General features: G+C 52.9%; 25 protein-coding genes and 3 pseudogenes. 6 read left to right on the top strand and 22 right to left on the bottom strand.

Annotated features, from left to right (window positions below; genetic code table 11):
* Positions 1 to 35 precede the first annotated feature (35 nt).
* From XI25_RS16235 to hemE, 7 genes and pseudogenes are all read right to left on the bottom strand, one after another.
* The gene (locus XI25_RS16235) at positions 36 to 1,994 is read right to left on the bottom strand and encodes an ABC-F family ATP-binding cassette domain-containing protein (RefSeq protein WP_046679488.1); all 1,959 of its coding nucleotides are present in this window, start codon (positions 1,992 to 1,994) and stop codon (positions 36 to 38) included.
* Between the two features lie 125 nt (positions 1,995 to 2,119).
* On the bottom strand, positions 2,120 to 2,920 hold the full coding sequence (locus XI25_RS16240) for a DUF92 domain-containing protein (protein WP_046679489.1): 801 nt from the start codon (positions 2,918 to 2,920) through the stop codon (positions 2,120 to 2,122).
* A gap of 29 nt (positions 2,921 to 2,949) precedes the next feature.
* Entirely contained in the window at positions 2,950 to 3,573 is a 624-nt protein-coding gene (locus XI25_RS16245; protein ID WP_046679490.1) for a fumarylacetoacetate hydrolase family protein, read from the bottom strand.
* A 1-nt stretch (position 3,574) separates the two neighbouring features.
* Positions 3,575 to 4,352 (bottom strand): annotated as a pseudogene (locus XI25_RS16250) (glycerophosphodiester phosphodiesterase).
* Positions 4,353 to 4,531: 179 nt separating this feature from the next.
* Positions 4,532 to 4,678, bottom strand: coding sequence for a hypothetical protein (locus tag XI25_RS33400; protein WP_160308925.1), 147 nt, complete (start codon positions 4,676 to 4,678; stop codon positions 4,532 to 4,534).
* Positions 4,679 to 4,814: 136 nt separating this feature from the next.
* Positions 4,815 to 5,756 (bottom strand): ferrochelatase, encoded by a 942-nt coding sequence (gene hemH / locus XI25_RS16255; RefSeq protein ID WP_046679491.1) that lies wholly within the window; start codon positions 5,754 to 5,756, stop codon positions 4,815 to 4,817.
* 50 nt (positions 5,757 to 5,806) lie between these two features.
* Positions 5,807 to 6,862 (bottom strand): uroporphyrinogen decarboxylase, encoded by a 1,056-nt coding sequence (gene hemE, locus XI25_RS16260; RefSeq protein WP_046679492.1) that lies wholly within the window; start codon positions 6,860 to 6,862, stop codon positions 5,807 to 5,809.
* Between the two features lie 229 nt (positions 6,863 to 7,091).
* Here hemE and XI25_RS16265 point away from each other — a divergent pair, with 229 nt between their 5' ends.
* Positions 7,092 to 8,303, top strand: coding sequence for an MFS transporter (locus tag XI25_RS16265; RefSeq protein ID WP_046679493.1), 1,212 nt, complete (start codon positions 7,092 to 7,094; stop codon positions 8,301 to 8,303).
* A gap of 121 nt (positions 8,304 to 8,424) precedes the next feature.
* Here the strand turns inward: XI25_RS16265 and XI25_RS16270 are convergent, their stop codons facing one another.
* From XI25_RS16270 to XI25_RS16290, 5 genes are all read right to left on the bottom strand, one after another.
* Positions 8,425 to 9,846: an N-acyl-D-glucosamine 2-epimerase gene (locus XI25_RS16270; protein ID WP_235439923.1), complete on the bottom strand. Its 1,422-nt coding sequence runs from the start codon at positions 9,844 to 9,846 to the stop codon at positions 8,425 to 8,427.
* A 45-nt stretch (positions 9,847 to 9,891) separates the two neighbouring features.
* Complete coding sequence (locus XI25_RS16275; RefSeq protein ID WP_046679494.1) at positions 9,892 to 10,728, bottom strand: Gfo/Idh/MocA family oxidoreductase; 837 nt, start codon at positions 10,726 to 10,728, stop codon at positions 9,892 to 9,894.
* Positions 10,729 to 11,805, bottom strand: coding sequence for a Gfo/Idh/MocA family protein (locus XI25_RS16280; protein WP_046679495.1), 1,077 nt, complete (start codon positions 11,803 to 11,805; stop codon positions 10,729 to 10,731). It abuts the gene before it with no gap.
* A 147-nt stretch (positions 11,806 to 11,952) separates the two neighbouring features.
* Entirely contained in the window at positions 11,953 to 12,783 is an 831-nt protein-coding gene (locus tag XI25_RS16285) for an AraC family transcriptional regulator (RefSeq protein WP_235439924.1), read from the bottom strand.
* A gap of 414 nt (positions 12,784 to 13,197) precedes the next feature.
* Positions 13,198 to 13,830: an O-methyltransferase gene (locus XI25_RS16290; protein WP_046679497.1), complete on the bottom strand. Its 633-nt coding sequence runs from the start codon at positions 13,828 to 13,830 to the stop codon at positions 13,198 to 13,200.
* Positions 13,831 to 13,987: 157 nt separating this feature from the next.
* Between XI25_RS16290 and XI25_RS16295 the strand changes: the two genes are divergently transcribed.
* The 3 genes from XI25_RS16295 to XI25_RS35835 all read left to right on the top strand — a co-directional run bounded on the left by XI25_RS16295 (position 13,988) and on the right by XI25_RS35835 (position 17,203).
* Complete coding sequence (locus XI25_RS16295) at positions 13,988 to 15,142, top strand: THUMP domain-containing class I SAM-dependent RNA methyltransferase (RefSeq protein WP_046679551.1); 1,155 nt, start codon at positions 13,988 to 13,990, stop codon at positions 15,140 to 15,142.
* Positions 15,143 to 15,225: 83 nt separating this feature from the next.
* Positions 15,226 to 16,641 (top strand): LTA synthase family protein, encoded by a 1,416-nt coding sequence (locus XI25_RS35830; protein WP_268794525.1) that lies wholly within the window; start codon positions 15,226 to 15,228, stop codon positions 16,639 to 16,641.
* Complete coding sequence (locus XI25_RS35835; RefSeq protein WP_268794526.1) at positions 16,556 to 17,203, top strand: LTA synthase family protein; 648 nt, start codon at positions 16,556 to 16,558, stop codon at positions 17,201 to 17,203. Before XI25_RS35830 ends, XI25_RS35835 begins: the two co-directional genes overlap by 86 nt.
* 108 nt (positions 17,204 to 17,311) lie before the next feature.
* On the opposite strand, the gene XI25_RS16305 is transcribed toward XI25_RS35835, so the two are convergent.
* From XI25_RS16305 to racE, 6 genes and pseudogenes are all read right to left on the bottom strand, one after another.
* Positions 17,312 to 17,578 carry a hypothetical protein gene (locus tag XI25_RS16305; RefSeq protein WP_046679498.1) on the bottom strand — a complete coding sequence of 89 codons (267 nt, stop codon included), beginning with the start codon at positions 17,576 to 17,578 and terminating at the stop codon, positions 17,312 to 17,314.
* Between the two features lie 98 nt (positions 17,579 to 17,676).
* A complete protein-coding gene (locus XI25_RS16310; RefSeq protein WP_046679499.1) occupies positions 17,677 to 17,907 on the bottom strand; it encodes a DUF1450 domain-containing protein in 231 nt (76 codons plus the stop codon).
* 29 nt (positions 17,908 to 17,936) lie between these two features.
* Positions 17,937 to 18,239, bottom strand: a complete 303-nt coding sequence (locus XI25_RS16315) for a heme biosynthesis protein HemY (protein WP_046679500.1) — start codon at positions 18,237 to 18,239, stop codon at positions 17,937 to 17,939.
* 82 nt (positions 18,240 to 18,321) lie between these two features.
* Positions 18,322 to 18,597 (bottom strand): hypothetical protein, encoded by a 276-nt coding sequence (locus XI25_RS16320; protein ID WP_046679501.1) that lies wholly within the window; start codon positions 18,595 to 18,597, stop codon positions 18,322 to 18,324.
* A gap of 151 nt (positions 18,598 to 18,748) precedes the next feature.
* Entirely contained in the window at positions 18,749 to 19,951 is a 1,203-nt protein-coding gene (locus XI25_RS16325; protein WP_046679502.1) for a M14 family metallopeptidase, read from the bottom strand.
* A 177-nt stretch (positions 19,952 to 20,128) separates the two neighbouring features.
* Positions 20,129 to 20,936: pseudogene (racE, locus tag XI25_RS16330) on the bottom strand (glutamate racemase).
* Positions 20,937 to 21,184: 248 nt separating this feature from the next.
* Here racE and XI25_RS16335 point away from each other — a divergent pair.
* Positions 21,185 to 22,274, top strand: a pseudogene (locus XI25_RS16335) (nitric oxide synthase oxygenase).
* Between the two features lie 498 nt (positions 22,275 to 22,772).
* A complete protein-coding gene (locus XI25_RS16340; protein WP_046679503.1) occupies positions 22,773 to 24,353 on the top strand; it encodes a stalk domain-containing protein in 1,581 nt (526 codons plus the stop codon).
* Between the two features lie 103 nt (positions 24,354 to 24,456).
* Here the strand turns inward: XI25_RS16340 and XI25_RS16345 are convergent, their stop codons facing one another.
* The 4 genes from XI25_RS16345 to XI25_RS16360 all read right to left on the bottom strand — a co-directional run bounded on the left by XI25_RS16345 (position 24,457) and on the right by XI25_RS16360 (position 26,297).
* Entirely contained in the window at positions 24,457 to 24,822 is a 366-nt protein-coding gene (locus XI25_RS16345) for a YtxH domain-containing protein (protein ID WP_046679504.1), read from the bottom strand.
* Between the two features lie 21 nt (positions 24,823 to 24,843).
* The gene (locus XI25_RS16350) at positions 24,844 to 25,296 is read right to left on the bottom strand and encodes a hypothetical protein (protein WP_046679505.1); all 453 of its coding nucleotides are present in this window, start codon (positions 25,294 to 25,296) and stop codon (positions 24,844 to 24,846) included.
* Positions 25,297 to 25,502: 206 nt separating this feature from the next.
* On the bottom strand, positions 25,503 to 25,922 hold the full coding sequence (locus XI25_RS16355; RefSeq protein WP_046679506.1) for a DUF86 domain-containing protein: 420 nt from the start codon (positions 25,920 to 25,922) through the stop codon (positions 25,503 to 25,505).
* An 87-nt stretch (positions 25,923 to 26,009) separates the two neighbouring features.
* Positions 26,010 to 26,297 carry a Dabb family protein gene (locus XI25_RS16360; RefSeq protein ID WP_046679507.1) on the bottom strand — a complete coding sequence of 96 codons (288 nt, stop codon included), beginning with the start codon at positions 26,295 to 26,297 and terminating at the stop codon, positions 26,010 to 26,012.
* Positions 26,298 to 26,524 lie beyond the last annotated feature (227 nt).

Raw genomic sequence — 26,524 nt, forward strand, 5'->3', positions numbered from 1 at the left:
GACCGTCCCTGTTTGATGTTTTAAGGATGGGGCTGCTATCCGTTTTTGCTCTGTTCGATCTTCTCCGCCAGTTCATTCAGATACGTCCACCGCTCCATCAGCCGTTCCAGCTCGGCCTCGCTCTCCTGAAGAGCCCTCATCAGCTCCTGAAGCCGCACGGCGTCACTGACAGCGGCCTCCATCTCGCTCTGGATCTCCGCCATTCGGTTCTCTTCGGCTTCGATCAGATCATCGATCTGCTCGTATTCGCGCTGTTCCTTGTAGCTGAATTTCAGCTTCTCTCTCGATGCATCCTTCCGTGTATCCCTGGAAGCAACCGCTGATTCTCCCTGTTCCTTCCCTGCGGACCGGCTTGCGTTATCAGCCTTTTGAGGCAAAGACCCGCCGCCTCCCGCGTTGCGGGACATCCACTCGGCATACTCGCTGTAGGAGCCGACATGGACGCGGATACGTCCACCGCCTTCGAAGGCCATGATTTTGTCCACCGTCCGGTCCAGAAAGAACCTGTCATGGGACACGACGATCACCACGCCCGGAAACTCGTCCAAATACTGTTCCAGGACGGACAAAGTCTGAATGTCCAGATCGTTGGTCGGTTCGTCGAGGAGAAGCACGTTCGGTGCGCTCATCAGCACTCGCAGCAGATAAAGCCGGCGCTTCTCTCCGCCCGACAGCTTGGCAATGGGCGTCCACTGCATGGCGGGAGGAAACAGGAACCGCTCCAGCATCTGGGCGGCCGTAATGGACGAGCCGTCCGCCGTACGGACGACCTCGGCTTCCTCCTTGATGTACTCGATCACCCGGAGACTGTCGTCCATATCCTGGTGCTCCTGCGTGAAATAACCGAGCTTGACCGTTTGACCAAGGGCAATCTCCCCGCTGTCGGGTTCAAGCTTTCCGGCGATGAGATTAAGCAATGTCGATTTTCCGCTGCCGTTCGGACCGACGATCCCGATTCGGTCCTCGGGTACGGCAATATAGGACAAATCTTCAATCAATACTTTGTCTCCCGCGCGTTTATGAAGATGATCCAGCTCCAATATTTTGCGGCCCAGCCGTGTCGATGCCACGGAGACGTCCAGTTCCCCTGAAGAGTGAAGGAGCTCCTGGTTCTTCAGGGCCTCAAAACGGTCGATGCGGGCCTTCTGTTTGGTCGTTCGAGCCTTGGCGCCGCGCCGAATCCAGGCCAACTCGTTACGGAGCAGGTTTTGGCGCTTCTGTTCCGACGCCGCCTCCCTCTCTTCCCGTTCGGCCTTCAGCTCCAGAAATTTGCTGTAATTGGCTTCATAGCGGAACAAGCGCCCATGGTCCAGCTCCAGCATCACGTTCGCCACGCGGTCAAGAAAATAACGGTCGTGCGTAATCATCAGCAGCGCGCCGCGGCGTTTCTGCAAATACTGCTCCAGCCAGGCCACGGAGTCATTGTCGATATGGTTGGTCGGCTCGTCGAGGATCAGGAGGTCGGACGGCTGAATCAAAGCGGCGGCCAAGGCTACCCGTTTTCGCTGCCCCCCCGATAAAGTCCCCATTTTCGCGTCATAGCTGCGGATTCCGAGCTTGGACAGGATCGTTTTGGCATCGCTCTCCAGCTGCCAGGCCTGCAGAGCGTCCATCGTTTGGTTAAGCTTCAGCAGCTTCTCCTGCAGCGGTTTGCTGTCCGGCTGAAGCTCCAAGAGCTCCATCGTTTCCGTGTATTCACGGACGACCTTCATTTCCGGAAGATCTCCCGAGAAAACCTGCTGCAAAACCGTGTTGTCGTGTTCGAAATCGGGATTTTGGGCCAAAAACTGGATCCGGATCCGGTTTCCGATCGATATTTTGCCGGAATCGGCAGGCGTAAGCCCTGCAATCACCCTTAGAAAGGTCGATTTGCCCGTTCCGTTCACCCCAATCACACCGATTTTGTCCTGGTCCTCCATGCCAAAGGAAGCATCCCGAAACAATATTTTATCACCATAGCTTTTGGACAGTTGTTCGACGGTCATGATATTCATGTCATTATTCCCTACTTGTATCTAAATTTGAAAATCCGTTTATCTTGGTTAAAATTCTTCCTCGGTACTACATCATAACATGGAAAAGGAGCCGCTGTCGAAGGACAAGGCTCCCGCAAGACTCTTTACATCACGCCTGCAGCCAACCAGGCAGCCGCGCCGCCGATGACCGAGCTGATCAGGTTGACGGCATCGTTGGTTACCCAGTTCCATCCTCCCGCGCGGAAGGTTGGTTGTCCGCAGTGAAGGGGAACCTCCACGCTTCTGCCGCATACGCCGCACCGGTACATGTTCTGAACCGTCGCCCCCAGCAAGGAATCGGAAAAAGCCCCCGCCAATCCGCCTACCAGGCCTGCAGCGGCAAACTTCGGAAAGTCCGGCCCCATATCCGTCCACAAACCAAGAACCCAGGCTCCTGCACCGATGGTTATTCCTCCAGCCGCCGCAGCTAACGAACCCAGCCACGATACGCCTCCGGATGTGCCCGCCGGCAGTGGTTTGCCGTTTAAAATGGACCTCGGAGGTTTCCGGCTGAGGCTTCCGACTTCCGTTGCCCAGGTATCGGCGGTGACCGCCGCCATGACGCCGATGAACAGCAGGTTCCACGCCTCAAGGGGAAAGAGGAAATTCAGCAGGCATAGAACCATCCCCAATCCGCCGTTGGCAAATACCTGGCCGGCGTCCCGCCGCCCTGTTTTGGCGTAGGATTTTTCCAGGTCGCTCTTGCTGCCCTGCCGGTATTTCGACAGTGCCGTGGACGTGATGAAAAAAAGAAGCAGGGTTCCAAACCAAAACAGGTTCCCTGCTCCGTAGTATACCGCGCCCATTAGAACCGCTGCCGCCGCTCCGGAGAGCGATAATGATCTTTTCCTGTATGCCGCCCCCGCAACGATCAGTGCGCCAGCGGTTCCAATTAGCCAGTTCAAATGAACTCCCCCGTTCATTAAAAATCCGTTTACCCGATTTCGCAGCGACCGAGGCGAACCCCTCCCCAGAACAGCTCAAACACATCTCCGCTCTCTGCGGGACCGACGCCTGCAGGGGTTCCGGTAAAAATGAGATCGCCTTCCCCAAGACCATAGTGATGACCGATGTAATCGATGATATCCTGAAGGGAGAAAATCATTTCTCCGACGTTGCCCCGCTGGACTTCCAAACCATTTTTCATAATCGTAAAATCCGTTTTCAGGATCCCTTCATTTCCCGGGAAAGTAATGTACGGCGTCAGCGGCGCCGAATTTTTGAATCCCTTCGCCGCCATCCAAGGATGGCCCTTTTCCTTGATGACGGACTGTACATCCCTAAGCGTAAAATCGATCCCTAATGCCATGACCTCGACCAGCTCGTCCACCGTCATGCCAGGCTTATACGCCTTGGCGGCCTGAATGACGATTTCCCCCTCAAAATGGAGGGTTCCGCGCCCTGAAGGCATAGCGAGCCTGCTGCCATCCAACGGGACAACCGCATGGGAAGGCTTCATGAAGATCATAGGCTCGTCAGGCACGGCATTCCCCAGTTCTGCGGCATGCAGTCGGTAGTTGCGACCGACGCAGTATACGTTGTTAACTAAAGCACACATTCTAAAACCATCCTCTCCATTTGCGCCAAAAAGGGATCCGGGGCGCAACCCTGTTCAAAAACAGCTGTCCCCACGTATCGGGCCGATTGGTGCATATCATGATTTCCGGGTTCATTTTGGCCAGGGCAGCCATGCTTCGCTTGTCATCCACCGTCCAGGCCATCGGCGTGATGCCGTTCCGCAGCAATTCAGCCGCAAATCCGGCGTCAAGGTGAGAATAGCCGATCGACAGAAATGAACAGCCGATTTTTTTTTAAACGGGTTAACAAGTCCCGGGGATGGGCGTCAATAATCAGGCCGACCTTCACGTCGGGGTCCACCTGCTTGGCACGAAGCAGGGCTTTCGGCTCGAATGAAGTGAGAACGACATCGGATATCATCTGGTGGGCATGGATCCGTTCCAGCACTTTCTCCTCCAGCCCGGGATACATGTCGCCGCTCGTTTTAAGTTCGATGTTCAGCTTCAAGCGCCCTTTGACAAGCTGCAGCACCTCGTCCAGGGAAGGAACCTGCTCCCCTTGGAACTCCCTTCCCTTCCAAAGCCCTGCGTCCATTCTGCGAATTTCCTGCCAGGTCAGATCCTTGACCTTGCCTTTCCCCGTGGTCGTCCGGTCTACGCTGAAATCGTGAATGACAACCGGAACCCCGTCCCGTGTCAGCTGTACGTCAATCTCCATCCAATTAACAAAAGGTTCATCCATAGCCAATTTGATGGCTGCCTGTGTGTTTTCCGGCGCTTTGGCCGAGAACCCGCGGTGAGCCACGCATAAATTGTTCATGCCAGGACCTCCTTGTGAACCATTTCGATCAGTCATGTTGATTTCCCCTATATGTCGTCGACAGTCCGCCGCCTATATGATTGCGTTATACATTTACCCAATGGTATGAAAACCGCCATTTTCCCGTATTCGGGATTCGCGCACGCCTGAATCGATAGGCTCGCTTCGTTCCCGCCTGCTTATCCTCCCCACTCCTTAAAATAATATATCAGCAATGCAGCGACAACCACGATTAACGCGATGTTCACCGCTGTCCAAAACCGCAGCTGCCGCATATGCTTAGCCTGATCCTCCGCCTTTTTTCTATCTGTACGAGACGGGTACATAAAAGTCCCCCCTTTTTTCTCTACGTTGCAAACTTTCATACTATTTTCATTATACCAAGATACTTGCAAAAAATAGAACCCCCCCGGTTGCCGGAGGGCCGCTGATAATACAGACTTCAACTTTGGACTCGATGTGCTATCCCTGTTTCCAACGGGCGATGACGCAATCGCTTAAGGTCTCCATATAAAGCGGGTCGCTATTCAGCGATTCGGTGCGCTCCAAGCGCATATCCATTTCTTTGGCGATCGCCTTCGCTTCTATATCGAGATCGTACAGCACTTCCAGATGGTCGGAGACGAATCCGATCGGAGCGACCAGCACATCCTCCACCTGCTCTTTGTTCAGCTCTTGAAGCGTTTCGAGAATATCCGGACCGAGCCACGGCTCGTTCGTCCGTCCGGCACTCTGCCACGTAAACTGCCACTTTCCGGTGTTCGCTTTTTCGGCTACGGCCTTGGAAGTTTCAAGCAGCTGATCCTGGTACGGATCCCCCATGGACAATATCCGCTCCGGCAGGCTGTGCGCGCTGAATAAGACGCGGACGCTCTCGCGGAGCGCACCCGCCTCTTCAAACTGGTCAAGCTTGTCGCTGACCCGCTTCGCGAGAGCGTCGATCAGCATAGGATGAACGTGATAGCTTTCGACGAAGGAAATATTCAGCCCTTGCTCGTCAGCTTTTGCTTGGGCTCGCTTGATATAGGAGCCGACGCTCATGACCGAATAGTGGGGAGCCAGCACGATGCCGACCGCCTGCTTGATACCGTCCTTTACCATCTGCTCCACTCCGTCTTCGATGAATGGAGCAGCGTGCTTTAACCCCTGGTAGCATACGAACTCCACGCCCTCCGAGCGAGGATCGCGGTTCAGCGTCTCCTGCAGCGAACGAACTTGCCGGTCGGTGTTTTCACGAAGCGGGAATACCCCTCCCACGATCGCTTCATACCGGTCGGTCAGTTCCTTGAGCTGTTCTTCCGACGGCTTGTTTCCTCTCCGGATGTGCGTGTAATACGCCTCGATTCCGTCCATGCTTTCCGGCGTCCCGTAGGACATCACCAATACACCAATCTTATTGTTCATCCCATTCACCTCTGGTTATTGAATAATCGTATTGTATATTATTAAACCGATTACGGACGGACGACGGTCTTAAGCGCCTCCGCGGAGTATTCGTGGATGTAGTCCGTCAGCTCGCGCAGCTTTTCAAGGGATGCTTCGGGAAAAAGACCATGGCCGAGGTTAAACACATAACCCGGCTCTTGAATGCCCTGATCGATGATATCCTTGGCGTACTGTTTTATGACTTCCATCGGTCCGGTCAAAACCGTCGGATCCAGGTTGCCCTGTACCGCAAACTTTCCGTTTAAACGCTTACGTCCTTCCGAAATGGATACTCTCCAGTCCAGGCCGATCACGTCGGCCTTTAAATGGTGAAGCGTTGGGAGCAGCTCTCCCGAACTCACGCCGGGGAAATATATTTTAGGTACATTCAAATCGTTAAGTTCGGCGAAAATACGGGTAACGGTTGGAAGAACATACGCTTGAAAATCTTTCGGCGAAAGCGCTCCGACCCAACTGTCGAACAGCTGAAACGCCTTGCCGCCGTTTACCACGTGGGCACGCAAATAAGCGATAACCATGTCGCCAAGCTTGTCCATGAGAGCAAACCAGACTTTCGGCTCGCTGTACATCATCTCTTTGGTGCGTATGTAATTTTTCGATGGGCGCCCTTCGATTAGATAGCTGGCGATCGTGAACGGCGCGCCCGCAAAGGTGATGAGAGGGACATCCAACTCACGGTCAAGGATGCGGATCGTTTCAAGCACATGGCCCAGGTCTCCCTCGACATCGATCGGAGTAAGCCGCTCCACATCGGCTGCGCTGCGGATCGGATTGTCGATAACCGGTCCGATATTTTTGACGATATCAAAATCGACGCCGATCGAGGCCACCGGATTCATAATGTCCGAATATAGGATGGCAGCGTCAACGCCAAGCTTGCGGACCGGCATTAAAGTCACTTCCGCGGCCAGCTCCGGTTGACTGCAAATTTCAAGCAGCGAATATTTCTCTTTAATGGCACGGTATTCCGGATCATAGCGCCCCGCCTGCCGCATATACCACACGGGAACATGGCTCACTTCCTGCTTACGGCAGGCTCGGATAAACTGATCATGGTATGTCATCATTAGGCCCCCATTAACGTATATAAAGTTCCTAGATAACATTATGCCCTTTTTAAAAGTCAGTAACAACCGTCTTGGACGGACTTCATATGAAAATCGGATGACAATACTATGACATTGTTTACCTTCGGGGTATTTTAAAATGTGTTATACTGAAAGAACGGCATTTTTTCGAGCTCTAAACAACGCTATCCAGATTGGACAGCTTAGAAAGGAAGTGAGGAGCACATTGAATTCGTGGAAAGTCAATCTCATTGTGCTTTGGTTCGGGCAATTTCTGGTCAACGCGGGGATGACGATGATCACCCCTTTCCTGACTCTGTATCTTGCACAGGATCTGCACGTGGTCGGCGAACATGAAATCGGGGTTTGGGCAGGATTGATCTTTGCCGCAAACTTCCTGACTTCGTTCATTTTTCAACCGATATGGGGCAAGGTCGCGGATAAATACGGTCGCAAGCTGATGCTCCTCAGATCGGGCTTCGGCATGGCGCTGGTCATCGCCTGCATGGGATTTGCCACGCATCCCTGGCATCTGTTGGCTCTGCGCCTGCTGAACGGCACGATCTCAGGCTTTAATCCCGCCGCCATTTCGCTCGTTTCCGGCACAACCCCGAAGAACCGGATGGGCTTTGCCATGGGTATCATGCAGTCGGGCCAGGTCGCCGGCACGATTCTGGGACCGCTGATCGGCGGCTTTATGGCGGACTGGGTCGGATTCCGTCCGATATTTTTCATCACGGGGTCGCTTATTTTTATCGCATCGATGCTCGCTCTGTTTCTGGTCAATGAGAAATTCAACCGCGAAGAAGCCATGGCCGTGCCGCAGGCTTCGGTGCTTGCCGGCCTGAAGGAGCTTAACCATACGCCTCAACTTCCGGCCCTGTTCACGGTTACCTTTCTGCTTCAGTTTGCGATGATGAGCCCGATGTCCCTTCTGCCCCTTTACGTGCAGAAGCTTCACGGCACTTCCGTGGATATCGCCCTGTGGGCAGGCTTTGTCATCGCGGTAACGGGTCTGTCCAACATGATTGCCGCCCCTCTGCTCGGACGGTTAAGCGACAAAGTGGGGGCCCACCGGGTGCTGACGTTCGCTCTCATTGGTACGGGCCTTACGCTAATCCCGCAGGCCTTCGTAACCTCCGTATGGCAGCTGATCATCGTCCGTTTCATGATGGGCGTATTTATGGGGGGTCTGCTCCCGAGCGTCAATGCCCTAATCCGGTCCTACACGCCGGACGGCATGGAAAGCCGTGCTTTCGGATTCAATACGAGCGCCCTTGCCCTCGGCAATATGTTGGGCGCGGTCATCGGCGGTTTTCTGTCCGGCTTTATCGGCATTGAAGGTTTGTTCGTCGTATCCGGCAGTCTGCTGATCATCAATATGATCTGGGTTCGATTGAAGCTGTACGCCAATAAACCGACGCCGAATTTCCGGTAGAAATATAAAGCTGGCTCCCCTGAAATCGAGGAGCCAGCTTCTTTTGTTAATGCAGCGAGCGGTTGAGGAAATGAATCGAATTAATGTCTGCTTCTGCCGACAGTCACCACGGTAAGGCCTGTCATCCTATTGGCAGGCTGTTCTTTATTGTAAAGCCAATAGGATGGACTGTCGGCCACATGCCGGATCCGCAAGCGAAACTCCTGATTCGGCAGCTGACCCGACCGGATGATAACCATATTTCCGTCCACGGATATATGGTCTGAACCGATGGGGACCTCCCCCGTTTCCGTGAGCACAGCCAAACTCCCGGGCTGCATGACGGAGGAGGCTCCACCCTCTTTTGGAACGAAACCATCACCGTCTCCGGCCCGGGGCGTCTGATCGAGACCGGCTTGGGGGCCTCCTCGTACATATATTTCCCTAGATGATATTCATAAGCGGTCCATGTTCCGAAGCCCATTTCCAATGCCGTTCGGGCGAACAAGGTCAACCACGCCCGGTCCTTCACCATTTCTGGCCTGGAACCGATATCCGCCTGAACGCCCAACGGGATGTCCGGATGCACCGCACGAATTTGGTCCACGAAGTTTTGATACCGTTGTATGTACGTCGGGGGCAATGACTTTTGCGGCTTCACCCAATCCGGCCAATGGGTTTGCAGGAAATGAAGGTCAGGACGCACGGCCGAGATCATTTCGGCGGCATCCAACCCCTGGATCTCCCGCAGCTTCTCAACCGACTCCGGGCCTGCATCAATGGCCAGCGACCAGGTTGCCACCAGAATATCCTTTCTCGCCTCCCGAACCCCGCCTTCTCCGTTCATGAGTTCATTCAGGAAACCGTTAACCGTATCCACCCGAAACTCAATCCAGTCCCCGTAAAGCGCCCGGTTGGTCAGATAATAATCGGGATGGGCCGGATCCGTGAAATTCGGAATGGAAGTGTGTCCGTAATGCTCCTGAAATGCTGCTTGGGCAAGAGGACCGACATCACCGTATATCCCTGAATTTATTCCGTCCCATTCGGGAAAGTAAGGCTCAGCGACTTCGATGCCGTCAAAATGGTAATTCTTCACCATATGGGCAAGCTTCTTTTTCTTCCATTCCGCATAACCCGCACTATGCGGGGAGAAGCGATAATACCCGTCGTTCACCGGTGTTAATAGCTCCATCTGCCAACTCGGCCACTCCGGAGGAAAACCTTCGACAGAATAGGAACCATTGCCCAAGACAAGCGCCCATACGGTCAGCCCCCGCTTTTTAAGGGCATCGACAAGCGCACGGTTCACGTTATTCTCGTTCACGACAAAGTACCGTACCGTCCTGTATCCATTCTGCAGAAATTCATCGGCGATGCTGTCTGCCGAACGGTCTTGATAGTATAAGAAACCGGGATCAAACTGAATGGTGGGACCAAGGAAGTCCGAAGCGTTCCGTTTGCCGTAAAACGCCTGATCTTCCTGCACGCCGATTGCGGGGGGCAGTTTGAAAAGAAAACCGATGATTGGCACGTTATATTCCGACTCTCGGTCGAGAGACATTCGCAATCCCCCCTCTTGCGATAATCGCACGAGCAAATGGAATGATTAAGGCAGTTCAATCCATTGAAACGGCCGGCTGGCCGCAATCATGCCGTACTCTATAATCGTAATGACAGCCAGGGTTTGGGAATGAGGCACAGAAACCTTTCCCGTCTCGAAAAAGGCCACGAGATCCTGAATAAACAGTTTGAAAAAGTCGGATTCCGGCTTCAGGATTTTGCAGCTGCCGTTTTCATAGTTGACCGCCATCATGAAAGGACATGGATCGCCAAGGTGATGAACCGTCGCCTGGCGTCCATCGCCGAAATCGATCAATAAAGCCGGTGCGGCATCGGTCCCGATAAACATGACCCGTTTCGCATCTGTACCCATCATGGAAACGATAGGTTCGATCTGATGAATGGAGTAATTTTCGAAGGCGCCGGGCCCCCAACTCGAGATGACCCGTATGCCTTCCGTTTCCAGCTTCGCGTATTCGGTTGCGAACCTTAAGGCGGATGACGAATACATCGGTGTATCATGAGCGTTGGCAAGCTCAAACAATCGGATGGCCGCTTCCCGGCTCGGGGCAAAGGTCTTGTCAATGTATGTAGGCTTTCCCGATTCAAGCGCCAGGCGGGCAAGTTCTTCATGGCGTTCCGGGTGGTCCGGAGACAGAATAATCAAATAATCGCTCTCTCTCACGACGTCTTCAATCGTGTTCATCCGCTCGACCTGATGTTTCCTGCACCACTCTTCGTTGCTTAATCCTCCCTCGGCATCCTTCATCCCGTAAGCATACGCCACCTGCATTTGTCCGCCGGTAGCGCTCCGAATCCATTCCGGATAATTATTGGCATGCCATTCATCCAAATAGTAATCGATAAAACCTATTTTTTTCATTTACAGTACTCCCTGCTTCAGGAATGAGATTTCTTTGCCCTGCTCGGAAGAACGATAAATGCCGTCGATCATTTTGGCTGTCAGGATGACATGATCGATGTGGGACGGCAGTTTCTCGCCCGACTTGATGCAGGCGATGAAGCCATCGATCTCGTTTTGGAAGGAATCCGTCTTCGTGAATTTGGGCGTACTGTCCAGAAGCGCCCCGTGCTTTGCGCTGTAAATCGTAAAATCCGAGCCGTATTGCAAGCGTATTCCCGCTTTGTCGCCCAGAAAATCGATATACATCTCTTCCACGCCGATATTTTGCGCCCAGGCGCCGTTGACGGTAACCGAAGGTCCGGCGGTTCGGATCAATGCGGTCACAAAGTCGTCCACGTCATAAGTTCCTTCATAATCGGGCGGTCCCGCCCACATATTCAGATAGGCGTAATTCTCCATGTCTTTTCCCAGTTTGGAGTAAGTCTGCCCCGTCACCGTGACCGGTTCAGGGTCCCCTGCGCAGTACATCACGATATCCAGAAAATGCACGCCCCAATCAATCAGCGCCCCGCCGCCGGCGATAGCTTTGGTCGTAAAGGCCCCGCCAAGTCCCGGAATGGAGCGATGGGCGCGAAAACTAACGTATACATGATAGAGTTCTCCCAGCTCACCGCCTTCAATCATTTGCCTAATCTTGTTGACGCTCGTATTAAAACGATTCACGACGCCGATATTCAAAACTTTTCCGGTTTCATGCTGAACCCGCTGCATTTCCAGCGCTTCCTCATACGTTCTGGCCGCAGGCTTTTCGCAAAGCACATGCTTTCCCGCCCGCAAGCAGTCGATGGAAATCGAGGCGTGGCAATCGTTTGGCGTACATATGGATACCGCTTCAACCTCGGGATCCTCCAGGATGCGGCGGTAATCCTCCACGGCGATCCCGCATCCATACTGTTCCACGGCCTTCTCTGCCCGATCCTTGCGGATATCGCAGAAATATTTGATCTCGGACTCCGGATTGGCAAGATATGCCGGAATATGCGCATTGTTCGCTATGGTTCCGCATCCGATGACGGCGACGATGGTTTTGCTCATGTACAAGTCCCTCCATATGATTTGGACACGGCTAATTAACGCAGGGCTGCCAGCGTCCAATGGTTTATACTTATATACTAACATCCAAGAATATCAAATCATTTCACTATCGTGCGTGAAAATAGGATTATCGTATGCGATGATCTGCTAATCGATCGCTTGTTTCCGAAAATCGGTCGGAGGTATTCCCGTATATTTCTTGAATATTCTGCAAAAATAAGAAAGCTCGTTAAACCCCGTAGAGTAGCACACATCCGTCACCGATAATTCGGGCTGCTTTAACATGTACTTGGCCTGGAGGATTCGGTAATCCGTTAAATAGCGGTTAAATGTTTTCCCGGTCCATTCCTTGAACAGGATGCAGAAGGTAGACTTTGATAAATTCGATACTCCGCATAAAGTGTTCAGCTTTAGGTCTTCTTGATAGTGGTTATGGATATAGTCGACGACTTTCGTCATAATTTCCTTATATTTCTCCGATTTTTCAAATCCGGCCTTGATCAGCTTGCCATTTACCTGCCGGACCAAGATCGACAGTAAAACAAGCAGGTAGGCTTTCAGCGACAATTGAAAAAAAGGGGACCGCCCCTCGTATTCGGTAAGCATATCCTTCATCACATTTCTGACCGTGACCTCGGTTCCTTTTTCCAACGAAATTTTAAAATGGGCGTTGGTGTCCCTGCGCAAGAAGTACTCCACAAAAGCCATATCGAAAATGGCATGCCCCACCGGCATATGCTCCAACTTTTCGTTAATGAAAGCAGGCATAAATTCGCACCCGTATATTTCGATCTCCTGACCTGAAGAAACGTTTACGCTATGTAATGTATATGGCGAAACAACAAAAATATCTCCTTGGGATATCTCGTAAGACTGATCGTATACCTTATGCGTAAAAGAACCTTTGGATACATACCAAATCTGAAAATAATCATGACAATGCGTCCATAAGCTTTGAAGATGGGTCAGCCTGTACATTTTGCAAGGCAAATCCTCCAGCATCTCCATCTTTGAGTTAAAATAGACCACGCCCGAGCGGGTTAGTTCATCAATATTAACTTTATTCCAATGAATGCTCAGTGGAATCCCCTCCTGTCTTGATCACGCCATCTCGGTAAACGCTTTCAATCAAAGGTTGAGATATGGCGCTTTAGTGGTTCACGTCATCCGTCAACCCCCTTGCCGTGCAGCCAGATCATGGTGCCGCTTTGAATAACCGGCTTGGCAGAAAGAGCAGCGGCACTGGCCGGGAAGATGTTCCTGGTAACGGCAGCGGGTGAAGAGAAAAAGGGCTCCCTTGGATTATCAACCCTTTGGACAGCCCTTTACAAGTTTACAGGCAGCTTGCCTTGTCATGATTTATATGCTTTGTATGGAAGCTGCATGTCCCATTCATTTAACCCGTGCCAAAACGAGGCCGTCATAGGCGGGTAGCAGCACGCTCGTCAGGCGCTCGTCTCCGGCAATCGTTTCGTTAAACCGGCGCACCGCCTGCACGGAAGGTCCCTGTTTCCCGCTGTCCAGCGTGCGGCCTCTCAGAAAGCAGTTGTCTCCCGCAATCAGGGCTCCCGGATTGGACAATTGGATGGCATACTCTAGATATAACGGGTAATTTTCCTTGTCGGCATCGATGAAAAAGAAATCAAACCGGCGCCCCTCCAGTTTCAGCCGCTCCAGGCTTTCGGCAGCCGGTCCCAACCTATACTCTACCTGAGCGCCAAAACCTGCTTTCTCCAAATGGGAACCGGCTAGAGACGCGTATTCTTCCTTCAGCTCCAGGGAAGTCAAACGGCCGTCCCGGCTTAATCCCCGGCACAAGCATATGCCGCTGTAACCGCCCAGGGCGCCGATCTCCAGCACTTCCTTAGCGCCTGCAGTTTGAACAAGCAGCGTGAGCAGACGGCCATAGGCCGGAGCCACCGAAACTTCCGGCATGCCGAGCTCTTTTATTTTATCCTTGACGGCGAGCAGTTCCCCGTCTTCCGGATACAGCCCGCTTACATAATCCTCGGGTGAAGTCATCATGAAAATCCTCCTTGCGTGCGTATCATCGGCCGAAATGTTTCCGATGCTGATATCATATGATAATTGTCTTGACTTGTACAATGGCCTATACTAAAAAGATCGAACCGGCGGTGCTTTCATGCGCCGTACACACCGCATATGGAGTTGAAACTTGTTCATGCCACGATACCAATTAATCGCTACCGCCCCGATGGGACTGGAAGCTGTCGTCGCCCGCGAGCTGAAAGAGCTGGGCTATACCGATACGGAAGTCGAGAACGGCAGGGTGACGTTTGCCGGAGACCTGATCGACATTTGCCGCTGCAACCTATGGCTTCGGACCTCGGACCGCATTTTGGTCAAAGTGGGCGAATTCGACGCCCTCACCTTCGACGAGCTGTTTGAAGGCACCAAAGCGCTGCCATGGGAACAATGGATTCCCGCGAACGGGGAGTTTCCGGTGGAAGGCCGCTCCCATAAATCGCAGCTGAGCAGCGTCCCTGCCTGCCAGGGAATCGTCAAAAAAGCGATCGTCGAAAAGCTAAAGCTCTCGCATCATACCGAATGGTTTCCGGAGAACGGCCCTCTATTCCGGGTTGAAGTGTCCCTGCTGAAGGATCGCGCGCTTCTTACCCTCGATACGACCGGTCCGGCGCTGCACAAGCGGGGATACCGTAAGCTTGTGACGGAGGCGCCGCTGAAAGAGACGATGGCGTCGGCCCTCATCCAGCTGAGCCGCTGGGGCGGGCACCGTCCGCTCCATGATCCTTGCTGCGGCTCGGGGACGCTTTTGATCGAGGCGGCCATGATGGCTTGGAACATCGCTCCGGGGCTGCGCCGTACCTTCCCGTCCGAGCATTGGGAAATCATCGGAAGCAAACGTTGGGAAGAAGCCCGGGAGGAGGCGTTTGACGCCGTAACCGACGATATTCCGCTTCAGCTCACCGGAAGCGATATCGATCCCAAGGCGATCGAGGTGGCCAAGGCGGCAGCCAAAAGCGCCGGGCTCGCCAAAGAAATCGATTTCCGGGTCCTTCCGGCCGCGAAGGCCCTGCCGGAAGGGGAATACGGCTGCATCATTACCAACCCGCCTTACGGCGAACGGCTGAGCGAAAAGGAAGAAGTCGAGCGTCTGATCCGCCAGCTTGGTCGTCTGTCCGACCAACTGCCAACTTGGTCGTTCTTTGCCTTAAGCCCAACCAAACAGTTCGAGCACTATTTCGGCCGCAAAGCCGACAAACGCCGCAAGCTCTTCAACGGGCGGATCGAATGCCAGTACTATCAATACCTCGGTCCGCTGCCGCCGCGCCCCCGTCCGGCTGCCGAGTCTTAATCCGGATTGCCTGAGCCGCCGTTACTGGCGGCTTTCCTATTTTTTCGCCTGACAGAAAGCTTCTCAAAAGGAGGAAATAAACGTTGTATACCATACGGCAGGCGGGTACCCGGAGAAGTCCCGGTCGCCTGTATTCGGGCAGGTACGCCGCCTATGTTCTATTTATCATGCTTATGCTGTTCAAGCTTGCCTTCATGCATTACGGCCTGCAGGTCAGAAACATCGATATGAGTCCGGTCGACTATGTCATAGCGGTCGGCTCGCTTTTGCTGCTGTCCTTCTGGACGTTATGGCTGCCGCCAAGAGGCAGGCTTGCCGCGTTAACGCTGCTTAATTTATTGTTGACCGGACTTATTTATTCCGATCTTGTGTTTTACAGGTACTTTGAGGATTTCATTACGGTTCCGGTTCTCCTGCAGACAGGGCAGGTCGGTTCGCTTGGCGAGAGCATACGCTCCCTGATTCGTTGGCAGGATCTTTTCTTTTTCATCGATTGGCTTGCCGTGGTTCCTTGGACAGCCTCAAAAGTCATCCGCAAGCGCCGCCGAAGCCTTGCCTATCCTGAAGTCGTCACGCATTCGCGTCCAAAGCGGAATTCCGCCTTAAAACGGTTCATCACGGGTTTTGCCGCATTTGTGCTGGGGTGTCTGCTTACCTTTGCCCCCATCAAAATCGCCTCCAATACCTGGGCTGTCGGATTGTTTGCAGGCAACTGGTGGAACCTGTCGCTTTACAATGTGACCGGGCTTATCGGTTTCCACGGATATGACGTTTACCGTTATGCCCGCGATCATCTGGGAATGCGGACCGCGTTAGCCCCGGAAGAAATCGATAAGACCAAAGCCTGGCTGGACGAGAAGCGTTCGAAACGCACGGTCAGGGACGAGATGTTCGGAAAATACAAGGGCAGCAACATCATCGTCATTCAGGTTGAGGCCTTTATGAATTTCGTGGTCGACAAGAGCGTAAACGGACAGGAAATCACGCCGAATTTCAACCGGCTGATGAAAGAAAGTATGTATTTCAGCAATTTTTACCATCAGACGGCTCTGGGCCGTACATCCGACGCGGATTTCGTGACGCAAAGCTCCCTTCTTCCGCTGCCTGCCGGTTCGGTTTTCACGAGGTATCCGACCCATGAGTACGATACGCTTCCGGCGGTTTTGAAAGAGCATGGTTATGCCGCCAACGTGTTTCATTCCTACGAGAGCAGCTTTTGGAACCGGCATGTCGTCTACCGTGAAATGAACTATGACCGTTTTTACAGCAAAAACGATTATGAACAGGACGAAATGATCGGCTGGTCGATCAGCGACGCTTCGTTTTTCAAGCAGTCCTTGGACAAAATGAAGGATATTCCGCAGCCTTTTTTATTCGTTCCTGATCACGCTGAGCAGCCACCATCCTTACGTCATGCCCAAGCGGGAGCAGCAGCTCGACACGGGATCATTCCGGGACACCATGTTCGGCGATTATCTGCAATCCGTCCATTACGTTGACAAGGCCCTGGGGCAGTTCGTCGGGCAGATGAAAGCTCAGGGACTCTGGGACAATTCGATTCTGGTCATTTACGGGGACCATGACAACTCCATCAAGGAGGCGGCTTATTACGAGCAATTTCTTGGCCGTCCCGTCACCGCACTCGATATGGAGCAGATCATGAACCAAGTTCCATTGCTCATTCATCTGCCGGACGGAGCTCTTGCCGGAATCGATTCCAATCCGTCCGGAATGATGGACACGGCCCCTACGATTTACCATTTGTTAGGCATCCCTTCCGAATCATATGATCTGATGGGCCAGAGCCTGACCGTAAACAAGGATCGCCTTGTTCCGCTGCGTAGCGGCGCTTTTTCGGACAACCGCTCATTCTATATCCCGTCCGAGACCGGCAGATTTGAGAGCGGTACCTGCTACAGCCTTTCGACACGGGAGCCCGTCGGCGTTAACGCTTGCCGGCAAGGCTATGAAGAAAGCCAAACGATGTTCCGTTTCTCGGACCAAATCATCACGTACGATCTGATAAAAAGTTTCAATCGTACCGATCATGCAAATAAATAACGGTGTTTCCCCCTAAAAAATGCGTACATTCCGGTTTGTACGCATTTTTAGCGTTAAGAAAAACCCGTCAAGAGGATTTCTCTTGACGGGCCGAACAGGATCGTGCAACTACCTTTTATTCGAATGAAGCTTGGACAGACGTTCCTTCTCTTCGTCGAGCAATTCCTCGGCCAGTTCCACTGCGCTCTTGTCGGCATTTCCCGCTGCCTGGGATACAGCCTGCTCCGTATGGGCCAAAGAGTTATGGGCCTGCCGGATCAGCTGCTCCGTCGGATGGGATAACGCCGACGAAACGGAACGGTGCAGCTTTTCGATGGAATCGAGGGCGCTGTTCGCAGGATTGTTCGACTGAAGGCTGGATTCGTGACTGTTCATTTCGGTTGCTCCCTTCTCTTATCAGGTTCCTGTTGCATCCATTAGCATGGATGGGTTCCCCCGGAACTATGCAGAGAAGAAGGGAAATGAGGACGGGATCAATTGGGCTGCTTGATAAACGGTTTCGCTTTGGCCAACACCTCGTCCTCCGTCGGAGCGCTGATATAACGGCCGTTTACATAAACGAATGCACGCTTTTTGCACGGACCGCAGTAAGATTTGCAGCCAACCTTGATGTCAGCGTCCGGAGCAAGCTTTTTCAATTTAGGTATAATGGTCTTTAAGGAAGTTCCTTTGCATTTTTCGCATACTCGTATATCATTTGCCATGCTGCTTTTCCCTCTCCATAAAAAACGACCTAGTGGTCGCCGTGATTTCCCTTGGATGGATTCGTAATCACAAAACCCTCTTGCGGAAGATACAGGTAATCGATTTTGACGCCGTCCAGCAGTTCCTGGCCGGATTCCAGAATCACGTCGATATCTTTATCCGTGGACACGATCTCGTCGTTCTCCCCGGGCGTGTCCAAGTCCAGTCCGTAGTGGGCATGATCGCCGTGGGCGTGCGTTATGACGACGCGAAGTTTCTTGCCCTGGTTTTCCTCTTTATCAAGTTCTCTTTTTATCACTTTAGCCGCATTGCGGGTAATTTTGCACTTCATCTATGTTCATCTCCTCAGGATTCAGTCGCTCAATCATTTATTGTAGACCTCGCCGGTCAATTTCGCAAGGCTCCCTATCACATCAGCGTACATGTCGGGCCTGATTTTCGCCTTCCTTGTTCAACTGCGGATATTTGCTGTCGATCCGGCCAACGAACCAGTTCATCAAGAGCATGGTCACGCCAATATCATCAATCGGCATAAACGGAATGACGTCGGGCAGTACCCAGTACAGCACCGCAGGAATCACGAACAGCAGCTTGTCCCCCATAGCGACGTCAGGCGAAACCAAATAACCGAATATTCGCTTGAAGACGTGGGACCAACGCCGAAGGGACAGCAATCTTCTCCATTTCATAGCGTTTCCTCCATCCTGCAATATATAAATATTACTACCCTATTACGTGCGTTATGAAAGAAGAGACAGCCGCCGGATGTCTTTTCCGAAAAATACGGCTGCCTCCCTGGTATAGCATACTCATTTTCATTAAAAAAGTTTCATTTCAAGTTCAATCCAACGACATGAATGCCGTCAGAACGCTTCCGACTTCCACGGCTAAATCCTCGAAGTCCTCAAGCGGCAGCGGATTGATGCCGCGGCCGATCTCAACCGTAAAACCGGGCCTTCGAAAATGCTGGATAAACCAGTCTTTGTAACCCGCATCGCTTCCCTGCAGTTTAATCGGCCGGTATCCTGCAGCCTGGCCGAGACTAACCGCCCAGTTCTCGCTTTGGTCCGGTTCATACTCCCTGTAATTCCAGTAAATTTCCTGACCCTGGCTGTGCAGCGAAATGACCCGCTCCGGCGAAATCTCCACCGTGTGCCTCGCCAAGGCCTGAGCCTCCGGCTCGCTGAGAGGGGCTCTTCCGGGATAATCCTGTGGAGAAGGTCCCGTTTTCCCCCGTCGCTGGACTTCTTCATCCCAATGGGCGGGAAATTGGTCACCCAGATCCACGCCGTTCATGTTCGCCTTCCACTTTCGGAAGTCATCTCTTCCTCCATTCCATGCGGTTAGCCGGTCGAACCAAGGATGATCCGGGCTGACTCCTTCCTGAACAAGCTCTACCCCGTCCGGGTTTGCCATCGGAATGAGCCAAAGCGTGTACTGCTGATGCCACTGCCTGGGATCATGGCCGTTGATAAAGGTACCATCGGCCAAGGCGGCTGCGTAAATTTCCAAAAAACGAAGCAGGCAGGGAGTCGTGATCCATTCATTCGCATGGAGTGCCGCATTTACGTGAAGCTGTCTTGGCCCGATGCCGATTTTGACGGCGTGCAGCGGTTTTCCCATGACGCTTGTGCCAATCAGGCTGCATTCCACGAAAGGAAATTCGGTTGCCAACTTATCGAGGTCTTCCGCCAGCTTCCTTGGACCGTACTCTCCCTCAAGCTGGATTCTGTATTTCGGCTCCGATGGGGGCAGCACAATCGTTTTTCCCACCGGAAAACGGTAAACGGACAATCCCGGATTCATCTCCTCCAGGGCGGCCGGATTCAAGCGGAACGCACGGGCGACGCTTTCCGGACTGTCTCCATCGCGGATTACGTATCTGCGGCGAAGGGATGCCGGCAGATACACGATTTGCCCGGGCTGAAGATAAGCCTGCTGTCCGGCCCAGGGGTTCGCGGTAATCAATTGTTCGCAGGCAAGGCCATGCCTTGCCGCAATCCGAAGCAGGGTATCCCCTTTTTGCACTATATACTGGCGCATGGCGTCAATCCTTTCCGGCGGCGAAAGCCGCCCGGCTTTTTGCCGTCCATTGGATGTATATGTGGGATTGCCTGTACGAAATGTGCACGGGCAAAGCTTATTTAAACGTCAAAGAAGCCGGATCATAGAATCCGGCTTGCTGGTGTTCCCATATCGATCGGGTTGTATTAAGAAAAATCAGAGCTTGGTTACCTGCCATGCGACCGGCGTTCGCCTGATCTGTTCCCCCAGCCATTCCGTGGCTATCCTTTGAAACATGGCCGAATCGCCCGTACAGAAAAAATTGATGGATCGGCATTTCCTCTCCGCTGGCCAGCTGCCCTTTGTCGTACAGGATCGTGCTGACCTCCCGCGCCGTTTCATTGGCGGAGCTGATGAGCTTTACGCCGGAGCCCATAACCTGCTGAATCGTATCCTTCAGGAACGGGTAATGGGTACATCCGAGAATCAAGCAATCTATCTTGCTTGCGTTCATCCCGGACAACGATTCCCTCACGACTTCCAGCGACTCCGACGAGCGGTACAGACCGTGCTCCACCAGCGGAACCAGCGCCGGGCAAGCCTGGCTTTCGACTTCCACAAACGGCGAAAGCTGTTTAAGCGCCGTCGTATAGGCTCCGCTGCCGATCGTTCCCACCGTGCCGATTACGCCGACATGGCCGGTTTTGGTTGCGCTGATCGCAGCGCGAGCTCCCGGATGAATCACGCCGATCACCGGGACGGATACCTTTGCCGTAATATAATCGATTGCCGCCGCCGTAGCCGTATTGCAGGCAATAACGATCATTTTCGGGTCGTACTGAAGTAAATAATCTACGATTTGTTCCGTAAATAAACGGACTTCTTCCGGGGTACGTGGTCCGTAGGGTGCTCGGGCAGTATCTCCGAAGTAAATGATTTTCTCTCTCGGGAGCTGCCTCATGACTTCTTTGGCGACAGTCAACCCGCCTACACCCGAGTCTAGTATTGCAATAGCTTGCTGCACGAACACACCGCTTCCTTCTTGTCATTATTCAAATCTTTTGCTGTGTTACCATATGTAGCTTCCTTATGAAACGTACCTAAATCTTACCCCAATTCCGCCGCTACTTCAACTTTGCAGGAAGGCCGAAAGCCTTGCAGGCCGCAGGATTGTCCACAAAATGGAAAAGAACGGGCGCCTAACGGCAGACTTAAGTATCGTATACTAGAAGAGTTATAACGCAATCATAGAAAGTCGGGTGACTAGATAGCATGCTTGGCAAAACGGAATTGCATGAAGCAGCCGCATCCTTCATCATTCAATGTTATATGGAGCTGAATAAGGCGCCGGAGGAGGCCCGCGACAGGCTGAACGGCATCGCGTCCGAGATCGAACGGACAGGAACTTATGTACATACGTTTGAAGAGCTGGAGCATGGTGCCAAAATGGCTTGGCGCAACAGTAACCGCTGCATCGGCAGGCTGTTCTGGGACAAGCTGCGGATAACCGATGCGAGGGAAACGGAATCCCCTGCGGAGGCGGCATCCCTGCTGATCCGGCATATCGAAAACGCAACCAACGGCGGTAAAATCATCCCCTCGATTACGGTATTCAAGCCGCAAACGCCCGGATCGGAAACGCTCAGGATCTGGAACCATCAGCTTGTCCGCTATGCCGGTTACGAAACCGGGGAGGGGATCGTCGGAGATCCCGCCTCCCTATCCTTTACAAGCGTGTGCCGGCGACTGGGATGGACCGGCAACGGCACCGATTATGACATTCTGCCGCTCGTGATCCAATGGGGCGACCTCGAGCCCGAGTGGTTTTCCATTCCGGAACGGACGGTACTGGAGGTCCATCTGGAACACCCGGATATCCCCGATTTTGCTTCGCTGGACCTTCGCTGGTACGCGGTGCCTATCATTTCGGATATGACCCTTGAAATCGGCGGCATTACCTATCCCGCCGCGCCGTTTAACGGATGGTACATGGGCACGGAAATCGGGGCGCGGAATCTGGCGGATACATTCAGGTACAACAAGCTCCCCCTGATCGCAGAGCTGATGGGCCTGGATACAAGCAGCGAATCGACCTTATGGCGCGACCGCGCATTGGTTGAACTGAACCGGGCAGTTTTGCATTCCTATAAAAAAGGCCGGGGTCAGCATCGTCGACCACCATACGGCTGCCATCCAGTTCCGTTCTTTTGAGGACCGGGAGGCCAAGGCCGGCCGGGAAGTGACGGGAGACTGGACATGGCTCATTCCCCCGGTCTCTCCGGCGACGACGCATATTTTTCATAAAACGTACAAAGACGAGTCCCTCAGCCCATCCTTTCAATATGCTCAAAAACCTTACTGACCGACGGTAATCCAACGCAAAATCCATATCGGAGGCCTCGTTGACCAACTCCCTGCCGCACGTCGGCATGGAGTTTTTTTTCGTTTTTGTGCGTATTTTTAGCCACCGGCCAAAAATTCTTCTTGGCCTTGTACCCTAGATATTTAAAATTTTCTTGTGATTTATGGGGGACATTTCCATTCAATGCGAGAATGTATATAAAAAAAATAAAATGCAAAGGAGAAACTATGAAACAAAATGGATTGAAAATGCCTTCCCGACCGAAAAAAATGTTACCGGTTCTGGCGCTCGCTGCCGCACTGTCAGGAAATTTGGCCGGAAATGCATCTGCCGATCTCCCTCCATCGCCATGGGATAACCGAGCCGAGGCAACGGAATTCGGCTCGCCTGTATCCGTCTCTTTTGACAACCTTAATGTTTATTTGGGCAGCCAGCCCGTTAACCGAAAGGGAACGGTGATGGTCCAGGCCGAACCCTTGTTAAAAAGTTTAGGGTATCATGTTACATGGGACTCGAAAGCGAAAAAAACTGACCGCCGAGCATACCGGAAAGGCATCTCTGGCCTTTTCGGACAAGAGAGCCGAGGCCGTATTGGGCGACCGTACGGTTCATGCTCTTCCATCAGCGCCTTTTGTCCTCCAGGGCCAGCTTTGGATACCGCTTCGTTGGACCGCCGAGAGCTGCGGATTCGTCGTAACCTGGAATGCATCGGGGTCTTTTGTTACGGTTCGAGATCCCGATGCCCGGTTTCATTTGCGTGTCGGGACACGGGCGGAAAATGGAATTACGGAGCAGCCCTCCGGACTTATCCAATATATAAAAGCCGACTGGAATACCGATGTGCAAATTGATCTGGTCGTTCCCCAAAATTTCTCCGACAAAACCAAAATCAAAATCGCGGCGGGGGATATGGATACGTTAATGCTGCTGCCCGACGCCCATGAATTTCAGGATGATCTGCTGCAGTCCATAGCTCTGGATCTAAGCAAGAGCCTTGAATCCGCTCCAACCTTGAAAAAACTTGCGAATGATCCTGACTTGCCCGTCCGTAAAATCAGCGGTAAAACGTATGCCATCCCCAGACCGTCGGACCTTAACGACGCCCCCTTCCCTGCCCTAAGACAAGACTGGATGGACAAGCTGGGAAGCAAGAAGCCGGAAACCATGGACGAAATGTTTGATGTGCTGCGGCAATTCGTGAACAAGGATCCCGATGGGGACGGCAAGAACAATACCATCGGCATGTACGGATACGTGAACGCCAATAATCTGGGCTCCCTCAGCTGGGTGGAACATGCGTATACAGGGTTTCCGGAACGGTTTGGCATCTCGGAATCAGGCACCGTCGTGGATCATGCGCTTGGAAAAGGCCAGCGGCAAGCATTGGAATGGTTGGGCCGGGCGAATGCCGCCGGACTTCTCAACAAAGATTTTGCAACCGTGGACCGGGAAACGGCGGTGGATGCGGTCAAGAAAGGGAAGACCGGCCTTGCCGTGCTGAAATTCGATGATGCCGCGAAGATGACCCTGGACAACATGGGACATTGGACGCCGGTATCCGGACTCCGGGCCGGTGCCGGTGCCACGGAGATCGCTCCTTGGAATTCTGCCGGAGGCGGTGTATACATCGTATCCAGCATGTCGAAAGCGGAGCCTGCAAAAGCACTTGAATGGCTGAATCGCGGGATGGAGATGACTGAAACGGGAGCATGGAATAACGTGGACGGATTGGATGCGGCGGACCGGTCCGCCATCGAAAATCTTTTCGGGCGCAAAAATCTGCTGACATCCAATCCCCGCCTGGAAGCACTCGCCCCCGAAACACGCGTTTTATACGAGCAAGCGGCCCAACGTTGGCACAAAACCTCCTACAAAGGCCAAACCCTGCCGGAAGCCAGTTCATTGTGGAGTCGGGGACTGCATGCCGAGTCCATAAACAAACTGAACGAGATGAAAGTGAAAGTCATCATGGGGAAAGCATCGCTGAAGGAATGGGATGAATACGTAAAGAAGATGGCGGCGAGCGACGAATATAAATCGATGATTAAAGATTTGAACAAGCTGGTCCGAACCAAGTAAACCGCGACAGGATTGCAAAACGCGCGGGCAGCCCTGAGAGATTCCCGTTTCCCGGGTTCCGTCAGGGCTGCCGTCTTGTTTCGTTCGTATGTCGTCGTCCACGCTACGCTTTCTCTTCCTTTGCTTCCACGATCATTCCGTCGTCGGCGAAATCGTCATCCTCGAAGGAGGATACTTGGGCAATGGCATCCCTTTCATCCACCCTCCAGCTTTCCTGCTTGTGGCGCCAAGCCTGAATATCCGAGATCACGCCTTCGGCCCGGTCTGTCATCATGCCGATCAGATTCACGCCCTGTTCTCCGACTTTACCCGCAACCTCCTGAACCTTCCCTCCAACCTGTCTCGCGCCGTCCGAAATATCCTGACGCAGCTCCTTCCCGGATTTCGGGGCCAGAAGCAATGCAGTTACGGAGCCTGCGATACTGCCGATCAATACTCCCCACAAAAGGCTTTTTCTGTTCTCTTTCACTGTCCATCTCTCCTTCTTGGTTTATTCGGCATGCCCGTCACCTGATTTGGTGGTTCGCCGGTTCCATACCTGCCAGAATGTCACTCCCGCATCGACCCATCTGAAAAGATCGCCGATCAGCCGCTCGTTCTCCAGACGTGCCCGCTCCAGATGCTCGACGGCCGTTTGCGAAGCTCGCTTGCCGACCGCTTGCACGGCTTCTGCCGTTTTTGCCGCTGCGGCCGCCGCCTCGCTCATCGAGGCCGCAATCGATTCGCCGGCCGCGAGCTGCCTCTGAATGCTGTCCATCGATACCGAGGCGCGTTCCAGAACCTGTGCCGCTTCCTTGGAAAGCCCGGTACATTCTCCTTCAAGTTTGATGAGAACGGCCTCCGTCCGGAGCAGCAGCCTTCTGAACGTCACCGTGATCCCAATAACCGCAGCAGCGATGATCAGCATGCCGGCTGCGGCAGCGATCGCACTCCATTCCGCCATGTATCCACCCTCCCCCAAAAAACGTCTGACCGGGCGAATGCCTAGTCGCATGCTGCATTATAAGCAGGTTGGGCTTGTTTTGACACAAATCGGAGGCGATATTGCAAAAATATGCACTAAAAAAACCTCCGCGCAGGTGTCTGCACGAAGGTTTCCCAGATTAACGCTTCATGAATTTTTAAAGATCGAATGACCACAGAACATTTCTACAGCTCTCGCTTGAGATAGTCCCGTACGTCCGCAGCGAACCGTTCAAGCACTTCCGGCAGCACGGACGACAACGGATGAAGGGAATGACGCTCCCAATCATAATACTCCTGAACCAAAGGCTTGCGCAGACGGACCAATTGAAGCAAAACCGCATGGATATCATCCGGCATTACCTTTTCTTGGTGAATAATATCCATGATGTCCTCGTAGCTGCTCGCATCACGCATTATAAAACCGTCGATCAGATAGCTCCCGACATCGGTTACGATTTCGATGGCCAGATGAAGGGCACGCTCCTGCACGAACCCGTAAACGAGTCCTCCATCCCATGCTTCAGCCGCCTCGCGCAAGCCCCGGGCTATTTCCGGTATGGCGTTCAGACGCCGTTCAATCTGGTCCTGATTCACATAATACAAGGCTGATCTCCTCCAGCATGTTCTAAAATGCAATTCATCATTTCTGTACCGTTTTTCGATAATAAAACGAGGGTCACCCTCGCGCTGCTACGCTTCAAAATCGACGCAAAGGGTATGATCCTTAACTTCATTGATGAAACGAATGACCTCCTGATGCGCCGGATGAACCTGATATGCCTGAAGGTCCTCGAGGTTATCCACCTCCACGATCAACGCCAGGTCATACGAGCGTTCCGAACGGATCACATCGCTTCCCGCTTCCAGGGAGCGGAGCTGAGGGATTTTCCCCTGCATGTCCCGGAGTACCTGAACCGTCCGTTCGATATTTTCCGCTGTCGGATCTTTAAGTTTGAAAAATACGATGTGTTTGATCATGCTTATTTCCTCCGTCACTGAAATGGTATCTTGTCTGTTCCGTTTCTATCATACCTCTCCCGGTCGGAAAAAGAAATCGTTGTCATCCCGGTCCCTGCAAGCATGCGCCTCCCTTAATCCCAATCATAAGGTTCCATGCAGAGACCCGCAGTCCTAGTTGCCGGGAAGAAACCGAGTTTCATCCATCAACCATAATATATTTCCCGCAATATTGCCCGGAACCAATA

It is taken from the genome of Paenibacillus sp. DMB20 (assembly GCF_000987955.1).
GTDB lineage: Bacteria > Bacillota > Bacilli > Paenibacillales > Paenibacillaceae > Paenibacillus_AQ.

Coding starts and splice junctions, on each gene's coding strand:
- XI25_RS16320 (WP_046679501.1), bottom strand. CDS start 18,597: ATGAAATGGAGAAGATTGCTGTCCCTTCGGCGTTGGTCCCACGTCTTC.
- XI25_RS16325 (WP_046679502.1), bottom strand. CDS start 19,951: ATGCGCCAGTATATAGTGCAAAAAGGGGATACCCTGCTTCGGATTGCG.
- XI25_RS16280 (WP_046679495.1), bottom strand. CDS start 11,805: ATGAGCAAAACCATCGTCGCCGTCATCGGATGCGGAACCATAGCGAAC.
- XI25_RS16270 (WP_235439923.1), bottom strand. CDS start 9,846: ATGTCTCTCGACCGAGAGTCGGAATATAACGTGCCAATCATCGGTTTT.
- XI25_RS16305 (WP_046679498.1), bottom strand. CDS start 17,578: ATGAACAGTCACGAATCCAGCCTTCAGTCGAACAATCCTGCGAACAGC.
- XI25_RS16235 (WP_046679488.1), bottom strand. CDS start 1,994: ATGAATATCATGACCGTCGAACAACTGTCCAAAAGCTATGGTGATAAA.
- XI25_RS16245 (WP_046679490.1), bottom strand. CDS start 3,573: ATGTGTGCTTTAGTTAACAACGTATACTGCGTCGGTCGCAACTACCGA.
- XI25_RS16295 (WP_046679551.1), top strand. CDS start 13,988: ATGCCACGATACCAATTAATCGCTACCGCCCCGATGGGACTGGAAGCT.
- XI25_RS16360 (WP_046679507.1), bottom strand. CDS start 26,297: ATGATCAAACACATCGTATTTTTCAAACTTAAAGATCCGACAGCGGAA.
- XI25_RS35835 (WP_268794526.1), top strand. CDS start 16,556: ATGCCCAAGCGGGAGCAGCAGCTCGACACGGGATCATTCCGGGACACC.
- XI25_RS33400 (WP_160308925.1), bottom strand. CDS start 4,678: ATGTACCCGTCTCGTACAGATAGAAAAAAGGCGGAGGATCAGGCTAAG.
- XI25_RS16290 (WP_046679497.1), bottom strand. CDS start 13,830: ATGATGACTTCACCCGAGGATTATGTAAGCGGGCTGTATCCGGAAGAC.
- hemH (WP_046679491.1), bottom strand. CDS start 5,756: ATGAACAATAAGATTGGTGTATTGGTGATGTCCTACGGGACGCCGGAA.
- hemE (WP_046679492.1), bottom strand. CDS start 6,862: ATGACATACCATGATCAGTTTATCCGAGCCTGCCGTAAGCAGGAAGTG.
- XI25_RS16315 (WP_046679500.1), bottom strand. CDS start 18,239: ATGAAGTGCAAAATTACCCGCAATGCGGCTAAAGTGATAAAAAGAGAA.
- XI25_RS16285 (WP_235439924.1), bottom strand. CDS start 12,783: ATGTACAGGCTGACCCATCTTCAAAGCTTATGGACGCATTGTCATGAT.
- XI25_RS16350 (WP_046679505.1), bottom strand. CDS start 25,296: ATGGCGGAATGGAGTGCGATCGCTGCCGCAGCCGGCATGCTGATCATC.
- XI25_RS16275 (WP_046679494.1), bottom strand. CDS start 10,728: ATGAAAAAAATAGGTTTTATCGATTACTATTTGGATGAATGGCATGCC.
- XI25_RS16340 (WP_046679503.1), top strand. CDS start 22,773: ATGTTACATGGGACTCGAAAGCGAAAAAAACTGACCGCCGAGCATACC.
- XI25_RS16310 (WP_046679499.1), bottom strand. CDS start 17,907: ATGGCAAATGATATACGAGTATGCGAAAAATGCAAAGGAACTTCCTTA.